At 47.7% G+C, this 14,584-nt stretch carries 14 protein-coding genes; 7 read left to right on the top strand and 7 right to left on the bottom strand.

Features of this window, described 5'->3' with window-relative positions; all coding sequences use genetic code 11:
- The first annotated feature begins 2 nt into the window (after positions 1–2).
- The 5 genes from gcvH to RIH33_RS09790 all read left to right on the top strand — a co-directional run bounded on the left by gcvH (position 3) and on the right by RIH33_RS09790 (position 3,461).
- Positions 3–377 carry a glycine cleavage system protein GcvH gene (gcvH, locus tag RIH33_RS09810; protein WP_406650155.1) on the top strand — a complete coding sequence of 125 codons (375 nt, stop codon included), beginning with the start codon at positions 3–5 and terminating at the stop codon, positions 375–377.
- 55 nt (positions 378–432) lie between these two features.
- Positions 433–771, top strand: a complete 339-nt coding sequence (locus RIH33_RS09805; protein ID WP_406650153.1) for a VanZ family protein — start codon at positions 433–435, stop codon at positions 769–771.
- Between the two features lie 43 nt (positions 772–814).
- A complete protein-coding gene (locus RIH33_RS09800; RefSeq protein ID WP_406650152.1) occupies positions 815–1,492 on the top strand; it encodes an energy transducer TonB in 678 nt (225 codons plus the stop codon).
- 72 nt (positions 1,493–1,564) lie between these two features.
- Entirely contained in the window at positions 1,565–2,749 is a 1,185-nt protein-coding gene (locus RIH33_RS09795; protein WP_406650150.1) for a metallophosphoesterase family protein, read from the top strand.
- On the top strand, positions 2,742–3,461 hold the full coding sequence (locus RIH33_RS09790; RefSeq protein WP_406650149.1) for a class I SAM-dependent DNA methyltransferase: 720 nt from the start codon (positions 2,742–2,744) through the stop codon (positions 3,459–3,461). The genes RIH33_RS09795 and RIH33_RS09790 overlap by 8 nt, the downstream gene beginning before the upstream one ends.
- Here RIH33_RS09790 and hutU read toward each other — a convergent pair.
- The 5 genes from hutU to RIH33_RS09765 are packed head-to-tail and all read right to left on the bottom strand — an operon-like array spanning position 3,454 to position 10,660.
- Positions 3,454–5,124 carry a urocanate hydratase gene (hutU, locus tag RIH33_RS09785; protein ID WP_406650147.1) on the bottom strand — a complete coding sequence of 557 codons (1,671 nt, stop codon included), beginning with the start codon at positions 5,122–5,124 and terminating at the stop codon, positions 3,454–3,456. The two genes, RIH33_RS09790 and hutU, sit on opposite strands and share 8 nt — an antisense overlap.
- Positions 5,102–6,679 carry a histidine ammonia-lyase gene (hutH, locus tag RIH33_RS09780; protein ID WP_406650145.1) on the bottom strand — a complete coding sequence of 526 codons (1,578 nt, stop codon included), beginning with the start codon at positions 6,677–6,679 and terminating at the stop codon, positions 5,102–5,104. The genes hutU and hutH overlap by 23 nt, the downstream gene beginning before the upstream one ends.
- 43 nt (positions 6,680–6,722) lie before the next feature.
- The gene (locus RIH33_RS09775) at positions 6,723–9,590 is read right to left on the bottom strand and encodes a hypothetical protein (protein WP_406650144.1); all 2,868 of its coding nucleotides are present in this window, start codon (positions 9,588–9,590) and stop codon (positions 6,723–6,725) included.
- A gap of 5 nt (positions 9,591–9,595) precedes the next feature.
- A complete protein-coding gene (gene gatC / locus RIH33_RS09770; RefSeq protein WP_406650142.1) occupies positions 9,596–9,883 on the bottom strand; it encodes an Asp-tRNA(Asn)/Glu-tRNA(Gln) amidotransferase subunit GatC in 288 nt (95 codons plus the stop codon).
- Positions 9,884–9,907: 24 nt separating this feature from the next.
- Positions 9,908–10,660 (bottom strand): lysophospholipid acyltransferase family protein, encoded by a 753-nt coding sequence (locus RIH33_RS09765; protein ID WP_406650141.1) that lies wholly within the window; start codon positions 10,658–10,660, stop codon positions 9,908–9,910.
- A gap of 101 nt (positions 10,661–10,761) precedes the next feature.
- Here RIH33_RS09765 and RIH33_RS09760 point away from each other — a divergent pair, with 101 nt between their 5' ends.
- Together RIH33_RS09760 and RIH33_RS09755 are read left to right on the top strand one after the other, a co-directional pair.
- Complete coding sequence (locus RIH33_RS09760) at positions 10,762–11,673, top strand: ABC transporter ATP-binding protein (protein WP_406650139.1); 912 nt, start codon at positions 10,762–10,764, stop codon at positions 11,671–11,673.
- Positions 11,666–12,991, top strand: a complete 1,326-nt coding sequence (locus RIH33_RS09755) for an ABC transporter permease (RefSeq protein WP_406650138.1) — start codon at positions 11,666–11,668, stop codon at positions 12,989–12,991. Before RIH33_RS09760 ends, RIH33_RS09755 begins: the two co-directional genes overlap by 8 nt.
- 557 nt (positions 12,992–13,548) lie before the next feature.
- On the opposite strand, the gene RIH33_RS09750 is transcribed toward RIH33_RS09755, so the two are convergent.
- Positions 13,549–14,010, bottom strand: a complete 462-nt coding sequence (locus RIH33_RS09750) for a hypothetical protein (protein ID WP_406650136.1) — start codon at positions 14,008–14,010, stop codon at positions 13,549–13,551.
- Between the two features lie 63 nt (positions 14,011–14,073).
- Positions 14,074–14,574, bottom strand: a complete 501-nt coding sequence (locus RIH33_RS09745) for a hypothetical protein (protein ID WP_406650135.1) — start codon at positions 14,572–14,574, stop codon at positions 14,074–14,076.
- Between the last annotated feature and the right edge of the window lie 10 nt (positions 14,575–14,584).

Here is a 14,584-nt window from a genome sequence, read left to right as displayed (position 1 = left end):
ACATGAACATTCCAGAGAATTTACGCTATACAGAAGATCACGAGTGGGTGAGAATAGAAGGTGATGAAGCCGTCATTGGCATCACCGATTTTGCCCAGGGTGAATTGGGAGATATCGTCTATGTAGAAATAGAAACAGAAGGTGAGTCACTCAATTCGACAGATGTCTTCGGTACGGTAGAGGCTGTAAAAACGGTTTCAGACCTTTTTATGCCCCTTTCAGGCGAGATCATTGAAGTAAACCCCAAATTGGAAGCTAACCCCGAGCTGATCAATTCAGATCCCTATGGAGAGGGTTGGATGATTAAAGTGAAGATCAGCGATCAGGGAGATAGTTTGCTCTCAGCCGAGTCTTATCAGGAACTAATCGGAGGTTAATCTGAAACCAGGAACCACTTTCATCAGGGCGATATGCCTGATATGGTCGGGGGTGATGCTGTATCTTTTTTTCTCCCCTGGCAATCCCCTGTCAGACACAAAGTTTTTTGTCGGGGAAGACAAAGTGGCTCATCTGGGTATATTTCTGATCTGGAGCTTTCTCGTCATGTGGAGTTTTGGGCGGGCTCATCTTCGTTTCAAGTCGTTCGTCTGGGTACTATTGGGGGCTTTGGTTTTTGGACTCATGACGGAGTGGATCCAGAGATATATTCCTTACCGGTCTTCAGACCTGATGGATTTTGTGTTTGACGCAGTGGGTGCGGCAGTGGGCTTGTTTCTGGCTTATTTTATGAAAAAGGAACTAAACCTTGCTGATAAAAAGTTTGATAAGTAATATATTTGAGATTACTCTTGATTTAAGGATTAAAACATAATTTATGGAACCAAAGAAAAACCCTAATGTAGACTTGACGAGGAAGTCCGCTTTGTTCATGAACATCGGATTTACTGTGAGTTTGCTGTTGGTTATCCTGGCGTTCGAGTGGAGAACATACGATGATTCTGGTCTTGTAGACCTGGGTCAAGTAACGGATGACTTTGAAGATATCATGGAGATACCTCCTACGGAGCAGCCACCGCCACCGCCACCGAAAATTCAACTTCCTCAGATCATTGAGGTTCCCGACGAGGAAGAAATCGAAGAGGACATTGAAGTGGAGTTGGATGTGGAAGTGACAGAAGAAACTGTTATTGAAGACATTATTTTTGAAGAGGCACCTGAGGAAGAGGAGATTGAAGAGGTTTTCACCATTGTGGAAAACCAGCCTGAGTTTCCCGGAGGGATGGCAGCATTCTACAAGTATGTTGGAGATAACATGGACTACCCTTCCCAGGCCCGAAGAATGGGTATCGAAGGAAGAGTATACGTTCAGTTCGTAGTTGACAAAGACGGTACGGTTACAGAAGTAAAAGCTGTAAAAGGTATCGGTGCAGGATGTGATGAAGAAGCAGAACGCGTACTAAGACAAGCGCCAAAATTCAAGCCGGGTAAGCAAAGAGGCCGAGCTGTGAAAGTAAGAATGGTGCTTCCCATCATCTTTAAATTGAGCAATTAATTAACAATCTTATTCTATAAGTGAAAGCCCTTCAAATTTTTTGAAGGGCTTTTTTTGTATCATTGAGCCGATATGCTGGTTAGATTTCGTCTTTTATCGATCATCACATTTTGCGGGGTTCTTTTGTCGGGTTGTCAGTCCGGGAGCAGGCAAGAGGCATCCGCCCCAGTGCCTGGGGAGGATGCCTGGACTTTTGTGAGCATACCGGACTTTCTGAATGTCGATACCGAATATCCTCAGCCCGGCTGGGAGGAGTCACTCACTGTGATCTTGGATGCTGTGAAGAACGAAAACCCAGATTTCGTGCTGGTGCCGGGCGATCTGGTGATGGGCCACTGGGATGCTCCATCGTGGAACAGCGAAGACTCTATCGTCAAATACTCAGCAAAGTATTATTCCGCCTGGAAAGCCAGAATGCAGGCACATCAGCTAAAGTTTTATGCGGCGATCGGTGATCATGAAATCGGAGATAACCCCTGGATAGATTCGGCGAAGGTGGCAATGATTCCGGTGTATAAGCAAGCCTTTGCTACCCACCTCCAAATGCCCACCAATGGCCCGGCTCATATGCAGGGGACAGCCTTTTGGTGGCGGCATCAAAATGTATTGTTTGTTTCTGTGGATGTTTTTGAGGAAGGAGAAAGTGATCAGGGAAGCATTAAGCCGGGGGTTTCCGGTGAGCAATTGGCGTGGTTGGAGCGTGTACTTCTGGAAAACAAAGATGCAACCCACAAGGTCATTATGGGGCACACCCCTGTTCTTGGCGAGGTGCGCCGGTGGAGCAGCAGTGGTTTGAAGATCGCTGAGGGCCGTCAGTCTGATTTCTGGAGTACCATGAGCAGGCATGGAGTCGACCTGTACCTATGTGGGGAGATGCATGCCATGACCTGCACCAGCCGTGATGGTGTGATGCAAATGGTACATGGTGGGCTGATCGGGTATAATCGCCGGACTAGTTATCTGGTGGTGACCGTATCTGGCGATAGGTTGTACCTTAGCCTCAAAGAGCTGGAAATGTACCCGTCAGGCGATCATCTGTGGCAGGTTGGTGATAATCGTCCGCTCAAGAAGTTGGATGTGAACCCCGAGGGATTTGAAGTGGTGGGAAGGGTGGTCATTGATAAGTCGGAGGGTAGATCCCTTTTGGAACCCAAGGGGTATTTCAAGAGGAAGTATGAAGAGAGCAATGAGTGGGCGGCTGCCGTTTTTCGGCAGGGCGTATCTACGGAAATGACTAAGATTTCATTGGATGACTAATGTGAAGCTCACCATCAAACGAATCATTAAGCGACTCATTTCGGGGCCTCCGGAGCCTAAGTTTAGGGAGTCAAACCATGCTGATTACCTGAATGCATATGCGGATTTTGTGGATAAACGAGTGGCCAGGGATCCTCATGAGGCAATTGGCGGATATTGGGAAGAGCTGGGGCCATTACAACTTGAGTTTCTTAAGGATCAGGGTTTGCAGGCTTCCCATTCGGTATTGGACATAGGGTGTGGCACATTAAGAGGGGGCAGACTTATAATCGCCTTTTTGGATACAGGAAACTACATGGGATATGACATCTCACAGGCGGCGGTCACTTACGCTCAGGAGTTAATTGATCAGGAAGACCTAACCCCTAAAAAACCCAGGGTGTTTTGGACCATGCAGGGGCTGGCAGCTCCTGAGTTGAGAAATATGAAGTTTGATGTGCTTTGGGCGCAATCAGTTTTCACGCATTTGGGGCCAGACTATATAGCGCAGCACTTTGCTCAGTGTGGTGACCTCATGCATGAGGACAGTAAGTTTTACTTTACTTATGAAGACGCTGACCAATTCAAAGTAGAGCGGGAGGTAGACTTTGCATACCCGTATTCCTTCTTTGAAGATTTGGCCAGGCAATTCGGCTTTCGTCTCAGGGATTTATCAGCCCAATATCCTCATCCCAGGGGGCAGAGGATATTGGAGCTTAGAAAGTCTATATAATTAGCCCGAAATCTTCACCCACCTTGGTGGCTTCTTCATAGCCAGCATCATGATGCCGGAATACGCCCATGGCAGGATCGTTATAAAGCACACGCTTCAGGCATTTTTCTGCCCTACTCGAGCCATCTGCCAGTACCACCATCCCTGCATGCTGAGAATAGCCCATGCCTACCCCACCGCCATGATGGAAGGATACCCACGTGGCACCACCAGATGCATTCGACAATAAGTTGAGCAGTGGCCAATCAGACACAGCATCGCTACCATCCTTCATGCCTTCGGTTTCACGATTAGGAGAGGCCACTGAGCCACAGTCCAGGTGGTCTCTGCCAATGACTATCGGAGCTTTTACTTTTCCTGTTTTGACAAGGTCATTGAAAATGAGGCCAGCTTTTTCTCGCTCGCCCATACCCAGCCAGCAGATTCTGCATGGTAGACCCTGGAAAGCGATTTTTTCTCTTGCCTGAGTAAGCCAGTTGATCAGGTGCGTATTCTCAGGGAAGGCTTCCATCAAAGCTTTGTCTGTGGTATAGATGTCCTCCGGATCTCCGGAGAGTGCCGCCCATCTGAATGGTCCTTTGCCTTCACAAAAGAGCGGACGAATATACTCGGGCACAAAGCCTTTGAAATCAAAAGCATTGGGCTCTCCTCCCTGCCGGGCAAATTCGCGGAGGTTGTTTCCATAGTCAAAAGTAATGGCTCCCTGTTTTTGTAAATCCAGCATAAGCCTCACGTGCCGGGCCATGCTTTTCAATGATAGATCCTTATAAGTGACCGCATCAGATTTCCGAAGTGTTTCTGCTTCTGCCAGTGACATCCCGTTTGGCACATAACCAAATACCGGGTCGTGGGCTGAGGTCTGATCAGTGAGCACATCAGGAACAATTCCATCGCGCTTCAGATTAGCGAGGAGGTCGCCAATGTCGCTGACCAGGCCGATGGATATATTCTCACCTTTTTCTTTCGCTTCCAGCGCCCAGTCTCTGGCTTCTTCGTAGCTGTGGGTCATCTTATCGATGTAGCGAGTTTGAAGTCGCTTTTCGATCCTTTTGGGATCCACGTCTGCACCCAGGAAAGTGGCCCCGGCCATGGTGGCTGCCAGTGGCTGAGCGCCACCCATGCCGCCAAGTCCACCTGTGACCAGCAGCTTGTGTTTGAGGGTGCCTCCAAAGTGTTGTTTGGCACACTCGGCAAATGTTTCGTAGGTGCCCTGAAGGATGCCCTGTGAACCAATGTAAATCCAGCTACCGGCGGTCATCTGACCATACATCATCAGGCCGCGTGACTTGAGCTCTTCGAAATGTTCCCAATTGGCCCAGGCAGGTACCAGGTTGGAGTTGGCAATCAGTACACGTGGTGCTTCGGCATGAGTACGTACGATACCCACTGGTTTGCCGGACTGCACGAGCAGGCTCTGGTCATTTTCCAGTTCCAGTAATATCCTGATGATTTTCTCCAGAGACTCACGGTTTCGGGCGGCCTGACCGGTACCGCCGTATACTACCAGTTCGGTGGGATCTTCAGCCACTTCGTCATCCAGGTTGTTGAGGAGCATCCTCAGCGGTGCCTCTGTTTGCCAGGATTTAGCGTGAAGTTGTGATCCGGTTGGGGCTTTGTAATGGGGGTGTTTGGCGTACTTTTCAAGAAATTGAGAATAATTCATACAAATCTCCTTTTAGGTTAATGTTGTTTTGTTGGGCAGTTTGGTAGGCCGCATCAATGATTGATTCATTGACAATCATGTCGTGGGCTTTCTCTATGTCATCAGCAAAAATCCGATCTTCTTCAGCATGGTCGATCCGGCCACGGATCACCTCATGACAGGCATCCAGAATCTTACTGGATTTCATGGGTTTGCGATAGTCGAAAGCCTGTGCGGCACAGATGAGCTCTACTGCCAGGATGTTTTCCAGGTTGTCGATCACCTGATTGAGTTTGCGGCCACTGATGGAGCCCATGCTCACATGATCTTCCTGACCCAGAGATGTAGGGATACTGTCTGCGCTTGCCGGAAAACATAGCGACTTATTTTCGCTCACCAATGCCGCCGAGGTGTATTGCGGAATCATAAACCCGGAATTGATACCGGTATTTTTCATGAGAAGTTTGGGCAGCCCTTCAATATCACCTTCCAGCAGCAGGTAAGTTCTTCGGTCAGAAATGTTTCCTAACTCAGCGGCTGCCAGGGTGGCATAGTCGAGCGGCATGGCGAGCGGCTGACCATGGAAATTTCCACCACTGATGGTGTCGGTGCTGCTGAATACGATAGGATTGTCGGTGACACTGTTCAGCTCAACGTTCACCAGCTCCTTCAGGTGATGCCAGGCGTTTCTGCTACTCCCATGGACCTGTGGCATGCAGCGAATAGAATACGGATCCTGGACGCGGCCACAGTTTTCGTGAGATTCTACCATCTGTGAATTTTTCAGGAGGGTTCTCAGACGATGTGCAACGTGGAGCGAACCCTGAAACGGTCTTAGCGCATGAAGTTTTTCCTGAAAAGGAGAAGCGGATCCCAAAATCCCCTCGAGGGACATGGCGCCAATGATGTCCGCCAGTTCCAGACAGTTATGAAGTCTGACAAGCCCTCTGACGGCATAGGCCAGGATAAACTGCGTGCCATTGATGAGAGCCAGGCCTTCTTTCGGTCCGAGTGCAATGGGCGCTTTACCCAGTTTTGCGAGGACCTCTGCCGAGTCTTGTATTTTACCTTCATAGGTGACTTTGCCTAAGCCGATCAGCGGGAGGAACAAATGGGCCAATGGTGCCAGATCTCCTGATGCGCCCACAGAACCCTGGGTGGGCACCATAGGCGTAATGCCCATTTCCAGGTGCCATTTGATTCTTTCCAGTGTTTGCGGAGCGATCCCCGAATAGCCAAAGCTCAGTGCCTGTAGTTTGGTCACCAGCATCAGTTGGGCGATCTCCAACGGTACATAGGCCCCCACCCCTACACTGTGGCTTCTCAGGATGTTTTCCTGAAGCTTCCGGGTCTGCTCTTTTGAAATAATGGTGGTACAAAGGGGACCAAAACCAGTATTAATGCCATAAACCACTCGGTCGCCATTGGCTATTTCAGCCACGTCTGCATGACTTTTTTTGATTTTGATAAGGGTGTCTTCAGCAAACGTGCCAGCTTGCTGGCCACGTGCTATTCTCAGTGCGATGCCCGGGGTGAGGACATCCTTACCGAATTGAAAGGGGTGTTTCATATCCATAAAAGCGCTTGCAAGTTTAATCCTGCAAAATCTAAAAAATTACCTACCAGGAGCCGGACGCATCCAGCACTTTCTTTCTATCCAGGTATTGCTGGTAGAAAAGCTGATAGTCATTTTGGGTTGTTAATGTTGTTAGCTTCTGCAGGGCATCATTGGCATAATTTTCAAGCCCCATTTCCAGAGCTGCCATAATGTACTGCTGATGCAAAGCTACACTTCTTGGGTTGAAATTGATGGCTTTGACAAGTACATCATAGGATTCGGAGAGGCTGGTAGCTCGAAGAATCTTGCTGATGGCCAGAACAAGTGGCTCGTTTAGCGAGTTCATACCGGCCAGACTCACCAGGGCGCTGACTTGTTCGCCAGGGTCTTTGAATGCCAATATTTTTGAAAGTGTGTGATCGTTCTGTGGGACACTGCCATCCGCCAGGGCCAGCAGGGCATCAGGTTCTTCAAAATATTGAGCGGGCAGGAGTGAGTTGAAAACAGCACGGTAGGTCTTGAGCTGCTCGTAGTTTTGTTCTTCCAGTTGCTCATTGGCTACTTTGGCCCAAAGCGACCGGATGTATTGCTCGTCAGCTTGTGATAAGAGGGCGTTGACTTCTCCCGGACTGTAGGTGCTATAAAGGTAGTACAGGCGGAAGAGTTGCTGGTCAGGGGTCAGGTTTTCGGTGGAATTAAGGTTTTGTATATCCTTTTTGAGGGCGGAATATCCGGAATCCAGAGCGACCAGATAGGTAGCCCATTCCATGGCTTTTGAGAATTCACCCAACTCCAGCAAGCAGGCCGCCTTGTTGAGCAGGGCGTCTTCATATCCTGCATCAATCGCTTTTTCGAAGTGATCGATGGCTACTTCAGGGGCATGCTGAGAAAGGGCAATGAGCCCCATTTGGTTAAGGTATTTACCAGATTCTTTGGCGGGCACTTCGGTTTTCAGGAAGTCCAGTGCCTGCAGGGCACTGTTGATCTGGCCGGCTTTGAAGTGACTCATGACCATGGCATTTCTGGCGGCCCAGTACATCCGCTCATCCAGCTGACCCGAAAGGGACTGATCCAGCCATCTGGCTACTTGGCCATCTTCAAAATACCATGCGGCATTGATGAGAAACGTGAGTCTGTGCAGTGGGTAGGAAGGGAAAAGACTGGTTGAATCAAAGGATAGAGAAGTCTGCACATTCCCATCCATCAGCGCACTGAGTATATTCGCTTTCACCGCCAGGTTCCCAGCCTCATAGTCCTGTTCGGCTTGCGCCGAATCCATATCTCTGACTTTCCAAAGGTTGACCTGCGCGGCGTTGGTCCATTGAGTTTCGGGCTGAGCCTGCAGCAGGGTAGCTACAGCTTCGTTTGTCTTACCCATATCTGCGTAGGTGAGTCCCAGATTATTGAGCAGTTGATTATTGTCGGGAAATGCCCTCAGTCCATTTTGTAAGCTAATTAGTGAAGGTGTAGTTTCGCCATTTATCGCAGCAGTGGCCGATTGATTAACGAAAGTTTGTGGTGAAGGGTAGCGCAGAGCGGCTCGCCCAAACCGGTAGTTGGCTTCTGAGATGTCTCCTTTTTGTAATTCGCGGTAGCCTATTTTGTAGTTGGAAAAGTGATTGTCATAGCCATATATCATGCCTTCGCGATAATATTCGGCTGCCAGTCTATCCTGACCCTGCACTTCGGCCTGTGCTCCCAGGTAGTTATAGTGCCCCGCTCTGAAGAGCAGGAAAGGCTCCTTCCTGGCCAGAAAAAAGAAGGCCGCAATGGCTGCAAGCCCTGCCAGTCGGGCACTCACATACGGAAAGCTTTGCGATTTATAGGCGATTTTATAGACCTGCATCCCCTGACCCAGCGGCGAGACAAAGTTCCAAAACAGGTAAAGGAAAAACATGGTACCGAAGGCCAGGTGCGCGTAAACGATGAAGTAATGTAAGCCTTCATAGACGGGATCATTGCCCCGGCTGAAGGCCAGAGTAAGGAAGCCTATCACCACCATACCCAGGCTACAATAGAGGACCCGGGCATACTCCACTGAGATGAACCCTTCGAAAAAAGATCTTTTAAACTTCAGACTCCACAGGGCCACCAGCGCGCTCAGCGTGAGCAGAAGATATGGGCTAAAGAAGGCAATGTCCAGGTTCCAAAAGCCGGCTTTTTTACCATAGTGAGCAATGAGAATGCCCAAATAGACAAAGGAAAAAACAGAGAAATGGACGTGATTGCTCCGTCCCCCTTTGGACTGTGTGATGAGGTACAAAATGGCAAAGACATTCTCCTCGGCTATCAGAAAAAGGAAGATCAATGCCAGCGCGATCATACCAAAATAGCTACCGGCAATAAATTGCTCCTGTAGTGCGATGGTTTCTACTCCTGAGAAAATGATCACCCCAGCCGAGAGTAGCACAAAAGACAGCAGACGCCATCCAAAGTCAACGCCCTTAATAAAAGCATGGAAAAGATAAGCAGGAAGCAAGTAGATAACCAGTATAATCACCACTGCTACAGAGGAGCGCTCCCCAAACCCAAAGAGTCGTACTTCCGGCAGGTGCAGGTTCATGATAAAAAAAATGAACAAGCCCATGATGCCTATGAACCACATTCTGGACAGATAAGTGGTCACGGTGAGCATCAGGCACAGGCCCAGCAGAATGACACTAAGAATCACCGCATCGGTAGTGAAGTGCCGCTCGATGGGTCCGGCCGAGAAATTTTCAGCGAGTGTATATTTCTCTCCCTGAAAACTAAACTGGAATGGGCCCTTTTTGAATGGGAGGGTATAGAATGCTTCTGATTCAGCAGTGGTGGTCACATTCCACCCTATGCTGGAGCTGTAGCCCTGAAAATAGAAGAAAATAAAAGCAAGCACTACGGCTATGAAGAGTGCCACGAGCACTTTTGGGAAATACTGACTGAGGCGATCCATAGGAATCAATCAAGCACTTTAGGAACCCTGAAATAATCATCATCCTTTTTGGGGGCATTTTTCAAAGCGCGCTGATGATCGAGTGGCGCCTCTTTGATGTCTTCGCGTAGCGCATTCTCTTCGAAGGACATGTTGGTGAGTGGCTCCACTCCCTCGGTGTCCAGTTCATTGAGTTTTTCTACCCAGGTAAGGATCTCCTCCATGTCTTTGATATACCCATCTGCTTTTTCGGGTTTGATCTCCAGGCGAGCCAGATGAGCGATTTTCTCAAGCGTTTGATGATCTATTTTCATTGAAATACTTTGTTCAAAGCAATATTAGCCAACCGTTCGGACTTTATCGGGGTGATGCGCCAGAAGTTCGGCCTGGATAAGGTCAAACGTTTCTGCTTTCATTCTTTTCACTTCCTCATCATCATTAGCCTGAGGCAAGATGGGTGGGTGCACAATGATTTTGCATAGGTGATGATGAAATCTGACGGGCGTTTTGTCTGGCAAAAGGATGAAATTGTAGGGCATAGTGACGGGGATGATGGGAATTCCTTTTTCGATGGACAGCTTGAAAGCTCCATCTTTGAAGGGCATCATATAGGGGAGGTTTTGTTCTTTCACAAATACGCCTCCTTCCGGGAAGAAGCAAAGGTTAAAGCCATCGTCGATGGCCTCTTTAGACATCTTCAGGCTCTCGGCACGGCTCCTCATGCTGGATCGGTTTACGGGGATGTGCATTTTTCGAAAGAAAAACCCGAATAGAGGGATTTTGGCCAGTGAACTTTTACCAATGAATTTGGCAGCATAGAGCAGGCAGAAGGCCGGAATGTCAAAGAAGGAGAAATGATTACAGCAAAAAATATATTGTTCATCGGATTTGAGGTGTTCTTTGCCTTCTATGATCACCCTGATGAAAGCCATTCGGCAAAAACTCCACGCCCAGTACCAATGGAGCTTCAGGGCTAGCCGATGGTATTTTTTGTAAGGCGAAAGCATGGCAATAAGCGGAACAAACACCATGCTTGTCATCAGAAAAATGAAAAGGGCGTATAGCGTATAAGGGAGAGGCGATTGCTTCAATAGAATAGAATATTTATAATCCGGGACAGAAACTTCTGATCAAGTGTAATAAATTCAGGTTAATTAAGACTAAATCACCGTAAACTAAAAAGTAAAGTATATTGGAACTACTACGTGTCGAAAACATCAGTAAATCCTACAGCAGTCACCAGGCCCTAAGCAATGTCAGCATTTCTATCCCCAAAGGAAGTATTTTCGGACTTCTGGGCCCCAATGGAGCAGGAAAAACCACACTGATCAGGATTATCACCAGAATCATAGAGCAGGACAGCGGCGAGGCGTACCTCGGTGGGGAGAAGATCACCCCGGAGCTGGTGCGTAAAATTGGCTATTTGCCAGAGGAACGAGGGCTTTATAAAAAAATGAAGGTGGGTGAGCAGTTGCTCTACCTGGCCCGACTGAAAGGCCTCTCCAAAGCCGATGCAACGGCCAAAATTAAGGACTGGCTGAAAAGGCTGGAGCTGACCGGATGGAGTGGCAAGACCATAGAGGACCTGTCTAAGGGCATGGCGCAAAAGGTACAGTTTATCGCCACGGTGATGCACGAGCCGGAACTGATCATTCTGGATGAGCCTTTTTCAGGGTTTGACCCGGTGAATGCCAACCTGATCAAAGACGAGATTTTCAGACTGAGGGAAGCTGGCGCTACAGTGATTTTCTCCACCCACCGAATGGAGTCTGTGGAGGAGCTGTGCGATCATATAGCTCTCATCAATAAGTCGGAGAAAATCCTCGATGGACTCAAACTGGACATTAAGAATGACCACAAGGATGGCACATACATAGTCACTCATGAAGGCCAGCTTACATCTACAGATCATTTTGATCTGCTAAGCACGGGAGTGACTGAGGGCGGCCTTACCGAGTCGATTCTTAAAGATAAAACAGAAGGTGGCCCCAATAACCTGCTGAAGGTGTTGATTGGGGCTGTGGAGATTCATTCATTTATCGAAAAGATTCCTTCTATCAATGAAATATTCATCAGTAAAGTGAAAGGAGACAGCCATGCATAATATAGGATTGATCATAGCCAGAGAGTATTTGTCCCGAGTTAAGAAGAAGTCGTTCATTGTGATGACGCTACTGGCACCTCTGCTTTTCGGTGGTTTCTTTTTCTTCATTGCCTGGACAGCCACCAAGGATGTGGACACCAAGACCATCCAGGTGGTGGATAAGAGCGGGATGTTCAGTGAAATATTCATCGATGACAGCCAAATGGTTTTCAGCTATTCCGACAAGCCATTGGATGAAGCCAAAGAAGATGTGCTGAAAGGGGACTTTGACGGGTTGCTGTATATTCCGGAAATGGATGTGGCAGCACCTGCCGGTGTGGTGTTTTACTCACCCAGTAACCCGAGTGTCTCCATGGTGCACGACCTGAGCAGGAAGTTGGAGGGAGAGATCGAAAACATCAAACTGCGTCAGTCGGGGATTCAAAAAGAAGTACTCGAAAGTCTTAAGGCCAATGTAGACATCAGCACGATCAACCTCTCAGGCTCGGGGGGAGAAAAGGAAAGCAGCTCCATAGGAGCGACCGTAGTGGGTTACGTGGCGTCATTCCTGATTTACATTTTCATCTTTGTCTACGGCACTCAGTGTATGCGTGGTGTGGTGGAGGAAAAAACCAGCCGGATTGTGGAGGTGATTATCGCCTCCGTGAAGCCTTTTGAGTTGATGATGGGCAAAGTGATTGGTATTGCAGGTGTGGGCTTGTCACAGTTTATCCTGTGGATCGTGCTCACTACCACCATCAGCACGGCTGTAGGGGGGATCTTCGCCAGTCAGGCCATGGATGCGAAAAGGCAACAGACTGAGCAGATGGAGGCTATGAACTTACCACAGGATGAAGCAGCACAGCAGATGGAGGAAAGCCTGCTCGGCAGCATTAGCTCGGCCGTAGAGTCTATCAACATGCCCATGGTCATCGTGGCTTTCTTGTTTTTCTTCCTGACGGGCTACCTATTATATGGAGCCCTTTTTGCGGCCATCGGTTCGGCTGTAGATAGCGATGCAGATGCCCAGCAGTTTATGTTTCCTGTCACCATGCCACTGATTCTGGCCATCGTCATGCTCAGTGCCGTGCTGAACGACCCCAATGGGTCCCTGGCGTTTTGGATGTCCATGATTCCGTTCACTTCACCGGTGGTGATGATGATGCGCGTGCCTTTTGGGGTACCGGTATGGGAGCTGGCGCTTTCCATGGTGCTGATGATTGGCGGGTTTGTGTTCACCATCTGGTTTGCCAGCAGGATTTATCGCATTGGGATTCTGATGCATGGCACCAAGGTGAATTACAAGGTGCTGGCCAAGTGGATCATGATGAAGAATTGATTGAAATAGAAAGCCCACCCGCTGTGACTTGTCATGGCGGGTGTTTTTTAGCTAATCAATCCTTTGGCCTTTTTGAGTGAATCGTCTTGTGTTTTGCTAATCCACGCCCTCACCGATCCAAATTGAGCAGCGAATCTGTCTTTGTATTAAGATAAACCCAGATGTTATCAATGCCTTTTTTGTCACTGAAGTGGGTTTTTACGACTTCATTGTAACAATCCAACGAACTTTGATGGCTTGCGTGTGCTAACCTTATGCCCATGCTCCGGGCCAGTGAGTCAATCTTAATGTGAAACTGACTGTTATTGCGAAAATCACCAAAATGGAAATAATTTATTGTATCTCCTTTTAATTCTTCTTTCGCCAATTCCCGTGCTATAGCGCATGTAGGGTACTTAATGTGCGCGGGTGTTTGACATATTGATTCAAAAGATACCAGAACAAATAATATTAAAATGACTCTGTTCATTGCACTTGCATTTGAATTCCTCGTTGGATTGGGTTTTTACTAATCAATCCCCTGGCCTTTTTGAGTGAATCGTAATGTTTTAAGATCATTATTCCTGAACAGATGTGCAACTGACCACTTGATATTTATAATAATACTCTTCGGCTTTTACCAATAGGAAGACATTTTGGTATTGATTCAGTAAACCTGCACATGTTGAAGAATTCACAGTGGGGTCGACCAGCTTATTTTCCTGGCCATTATCCAGTAGATACTCAAACAAGAACTCATCGAGGTTATGCTGATCCCAAATTTCCCCCTCCAGTCCAGACAAATCTCCAATTTTTTCAGCTCTTTCATCATGCGAGGTGAAGCAATATGGGCCGAATAAGTTCACCTTTCTTGAAGTGAAACATATATAGGTAATGTTTCGCTCCTCATACTCAACACTCGTTTGTTTAGGGTAAGACGAATCTTCAAGAGTATTTTCATCAGCGATGAGGTACAGATCATTGCTCTGACAAGCGCTGGCGCTATACATGGCTAATAGAATTAAAAGTTTTACTGGCATATGTGCGTTGGTTACAGAGTATTCATTCTTGTGGTAAGCACTTGTTTTGGGCAAGTTGGATTGCTAATGCACCGAAAGAGGGACGATGGCCACCAACTCCCATTGATTCGTTTTGTAGTACACGTTGATTTGAGAACTGCCACTGCGCCCATCGCATGAATATGACTGTTCATATAGCACGGCAAATTCCCGGGAAAGTGAAATAATTGGAGTGCCCAGTTCCAGGATCATTTGGTTGGAGTATGATGAACATCGCGATTTTACAATCTGCTCTTCAGGAATAAACCCATCCAGAGCCATTGTTTTTGTGCGCTCATTGGAGAATATTTGGTCTTGTGAAAAACGATGAATCCAATCGCTGGAAAAGCCCGGCAAGCTAACCCACCTGCTCACGAGGGAGTCTTTTAAGAGAATTTCTTGATAGTGCGGATCAATGGAATCGGTTGGAATAGTATGAAGATATACCAGTTGCTGTTCACTCAAATTCTGAAGGCGGGTGTTAATGATTTCTTCATGAATACAGTCTTGCCACAAGGCTATTAGTAACAAAAATATTAGTTGCATCCTCGTTAGT

The organism is Marinoscillum sp. (genome assembly GCF_040222955.1).
In the GTDB taxonomy this organism is placed as follows: Bacteria; Bacteroidota; Bacteroidia; order Cytophagales; family Cyclobacteriaceae; genus Marinoscillum.
The sequence above is the reverse complement of the archived record's forward strand: the minus strand, read 5'-3'. Positions and strand labels throughout refer to the sequence as shown.

What these genes read in the sequence shown, in the direction of transcription:
- gcvH (WP_406650155.1), top strand. Translation starts at nt 3, where the DNA reads ATGAACATTCCAGAGAATTTACGCTATACAGAAGATCACGAGTGGGTG.
- RIH33_RS09805 (WP_406650153.1), top strand. Translation starts at nt 433, where the DNA reads ATGCTGTATCTTTTTTTCTCCCCTGGCAATCCCCTGTCAGACACAAAG.
- RIH33_RS09800 (WP_406650152.1), top strand. Translation starts at nt 815, where the DNA reads ATGGAACCAAAGAAAAACCCTAATGTAGACTTGACGAGGAAGTCCGCT.
- RIH33_RS09795 (WP_406650150.1), top strand. Translation starts at nt 1,565, where the DNA reads ATGCTGGTTAGATTTCGTCTTTTATCGATCATCACATTTTGCGGGGTT.
- RIH33_RS09790 (WP_406650149.1), top strand. Translation starts at nt 2,742, where the DNA reads ATGACTAATGTGAAGCTCACCATCAAACGAATCATTAAGCGACTCATT.
- hutU (WP_406650147.1), bottom strand. Translation starts at nt 5,124, where the DNA reads ATGAATTATTCTCAATTTCTTGAAAAGTACGCCAAACACCCCCATTAC.
- hutH (WP_406650145.1), bottom strand. Translation starts at nt 6,679, where the DNA reads ATGGATATGAAACACCCCTTTCAATTCGGTAAGGATGTCCTCACCCCG.
- RIH33_RS09775 (WP_406650144.1), bottom strand. Translation starts at nt 9,590, where the DNA reads ATGGATCGCCTCAGTCAGTATTTCCCAAAAGTGCTCGTGGCACTCTTC.
- gatC (WP_406650142.1), bottom strand. Translation starts at nt 9,883, where the DNA reads ATGAAAATAGATCATCAAACGCTTGAGAAAATCGCTCATCTGGCTCGC.
- RIH33_RS09755 (WP_406650138.1), top strand. Translation starts at nt 11,666, where the DNA reads ATGCATAATATAGGATTGATCATAGCCAGAGAGTATTTGTCCCGAGTT.
- RIH33_RS09750 (WP_406650136.1), bottom strand. Translation starts at nt 14,010, where the DNA reads ATGCCAGTAAAACTTTTAATTCTATTAGCCATGTATAGCGCCAGCGCT.
- RIH33_RS09745 (WP_406650135.1), bottom strand. Translation starts at nt 14,574, where the DNA reads ATGCAACTAATATTTTTGTTACTAATAGCCTTGTGGCAAGACTGTATT.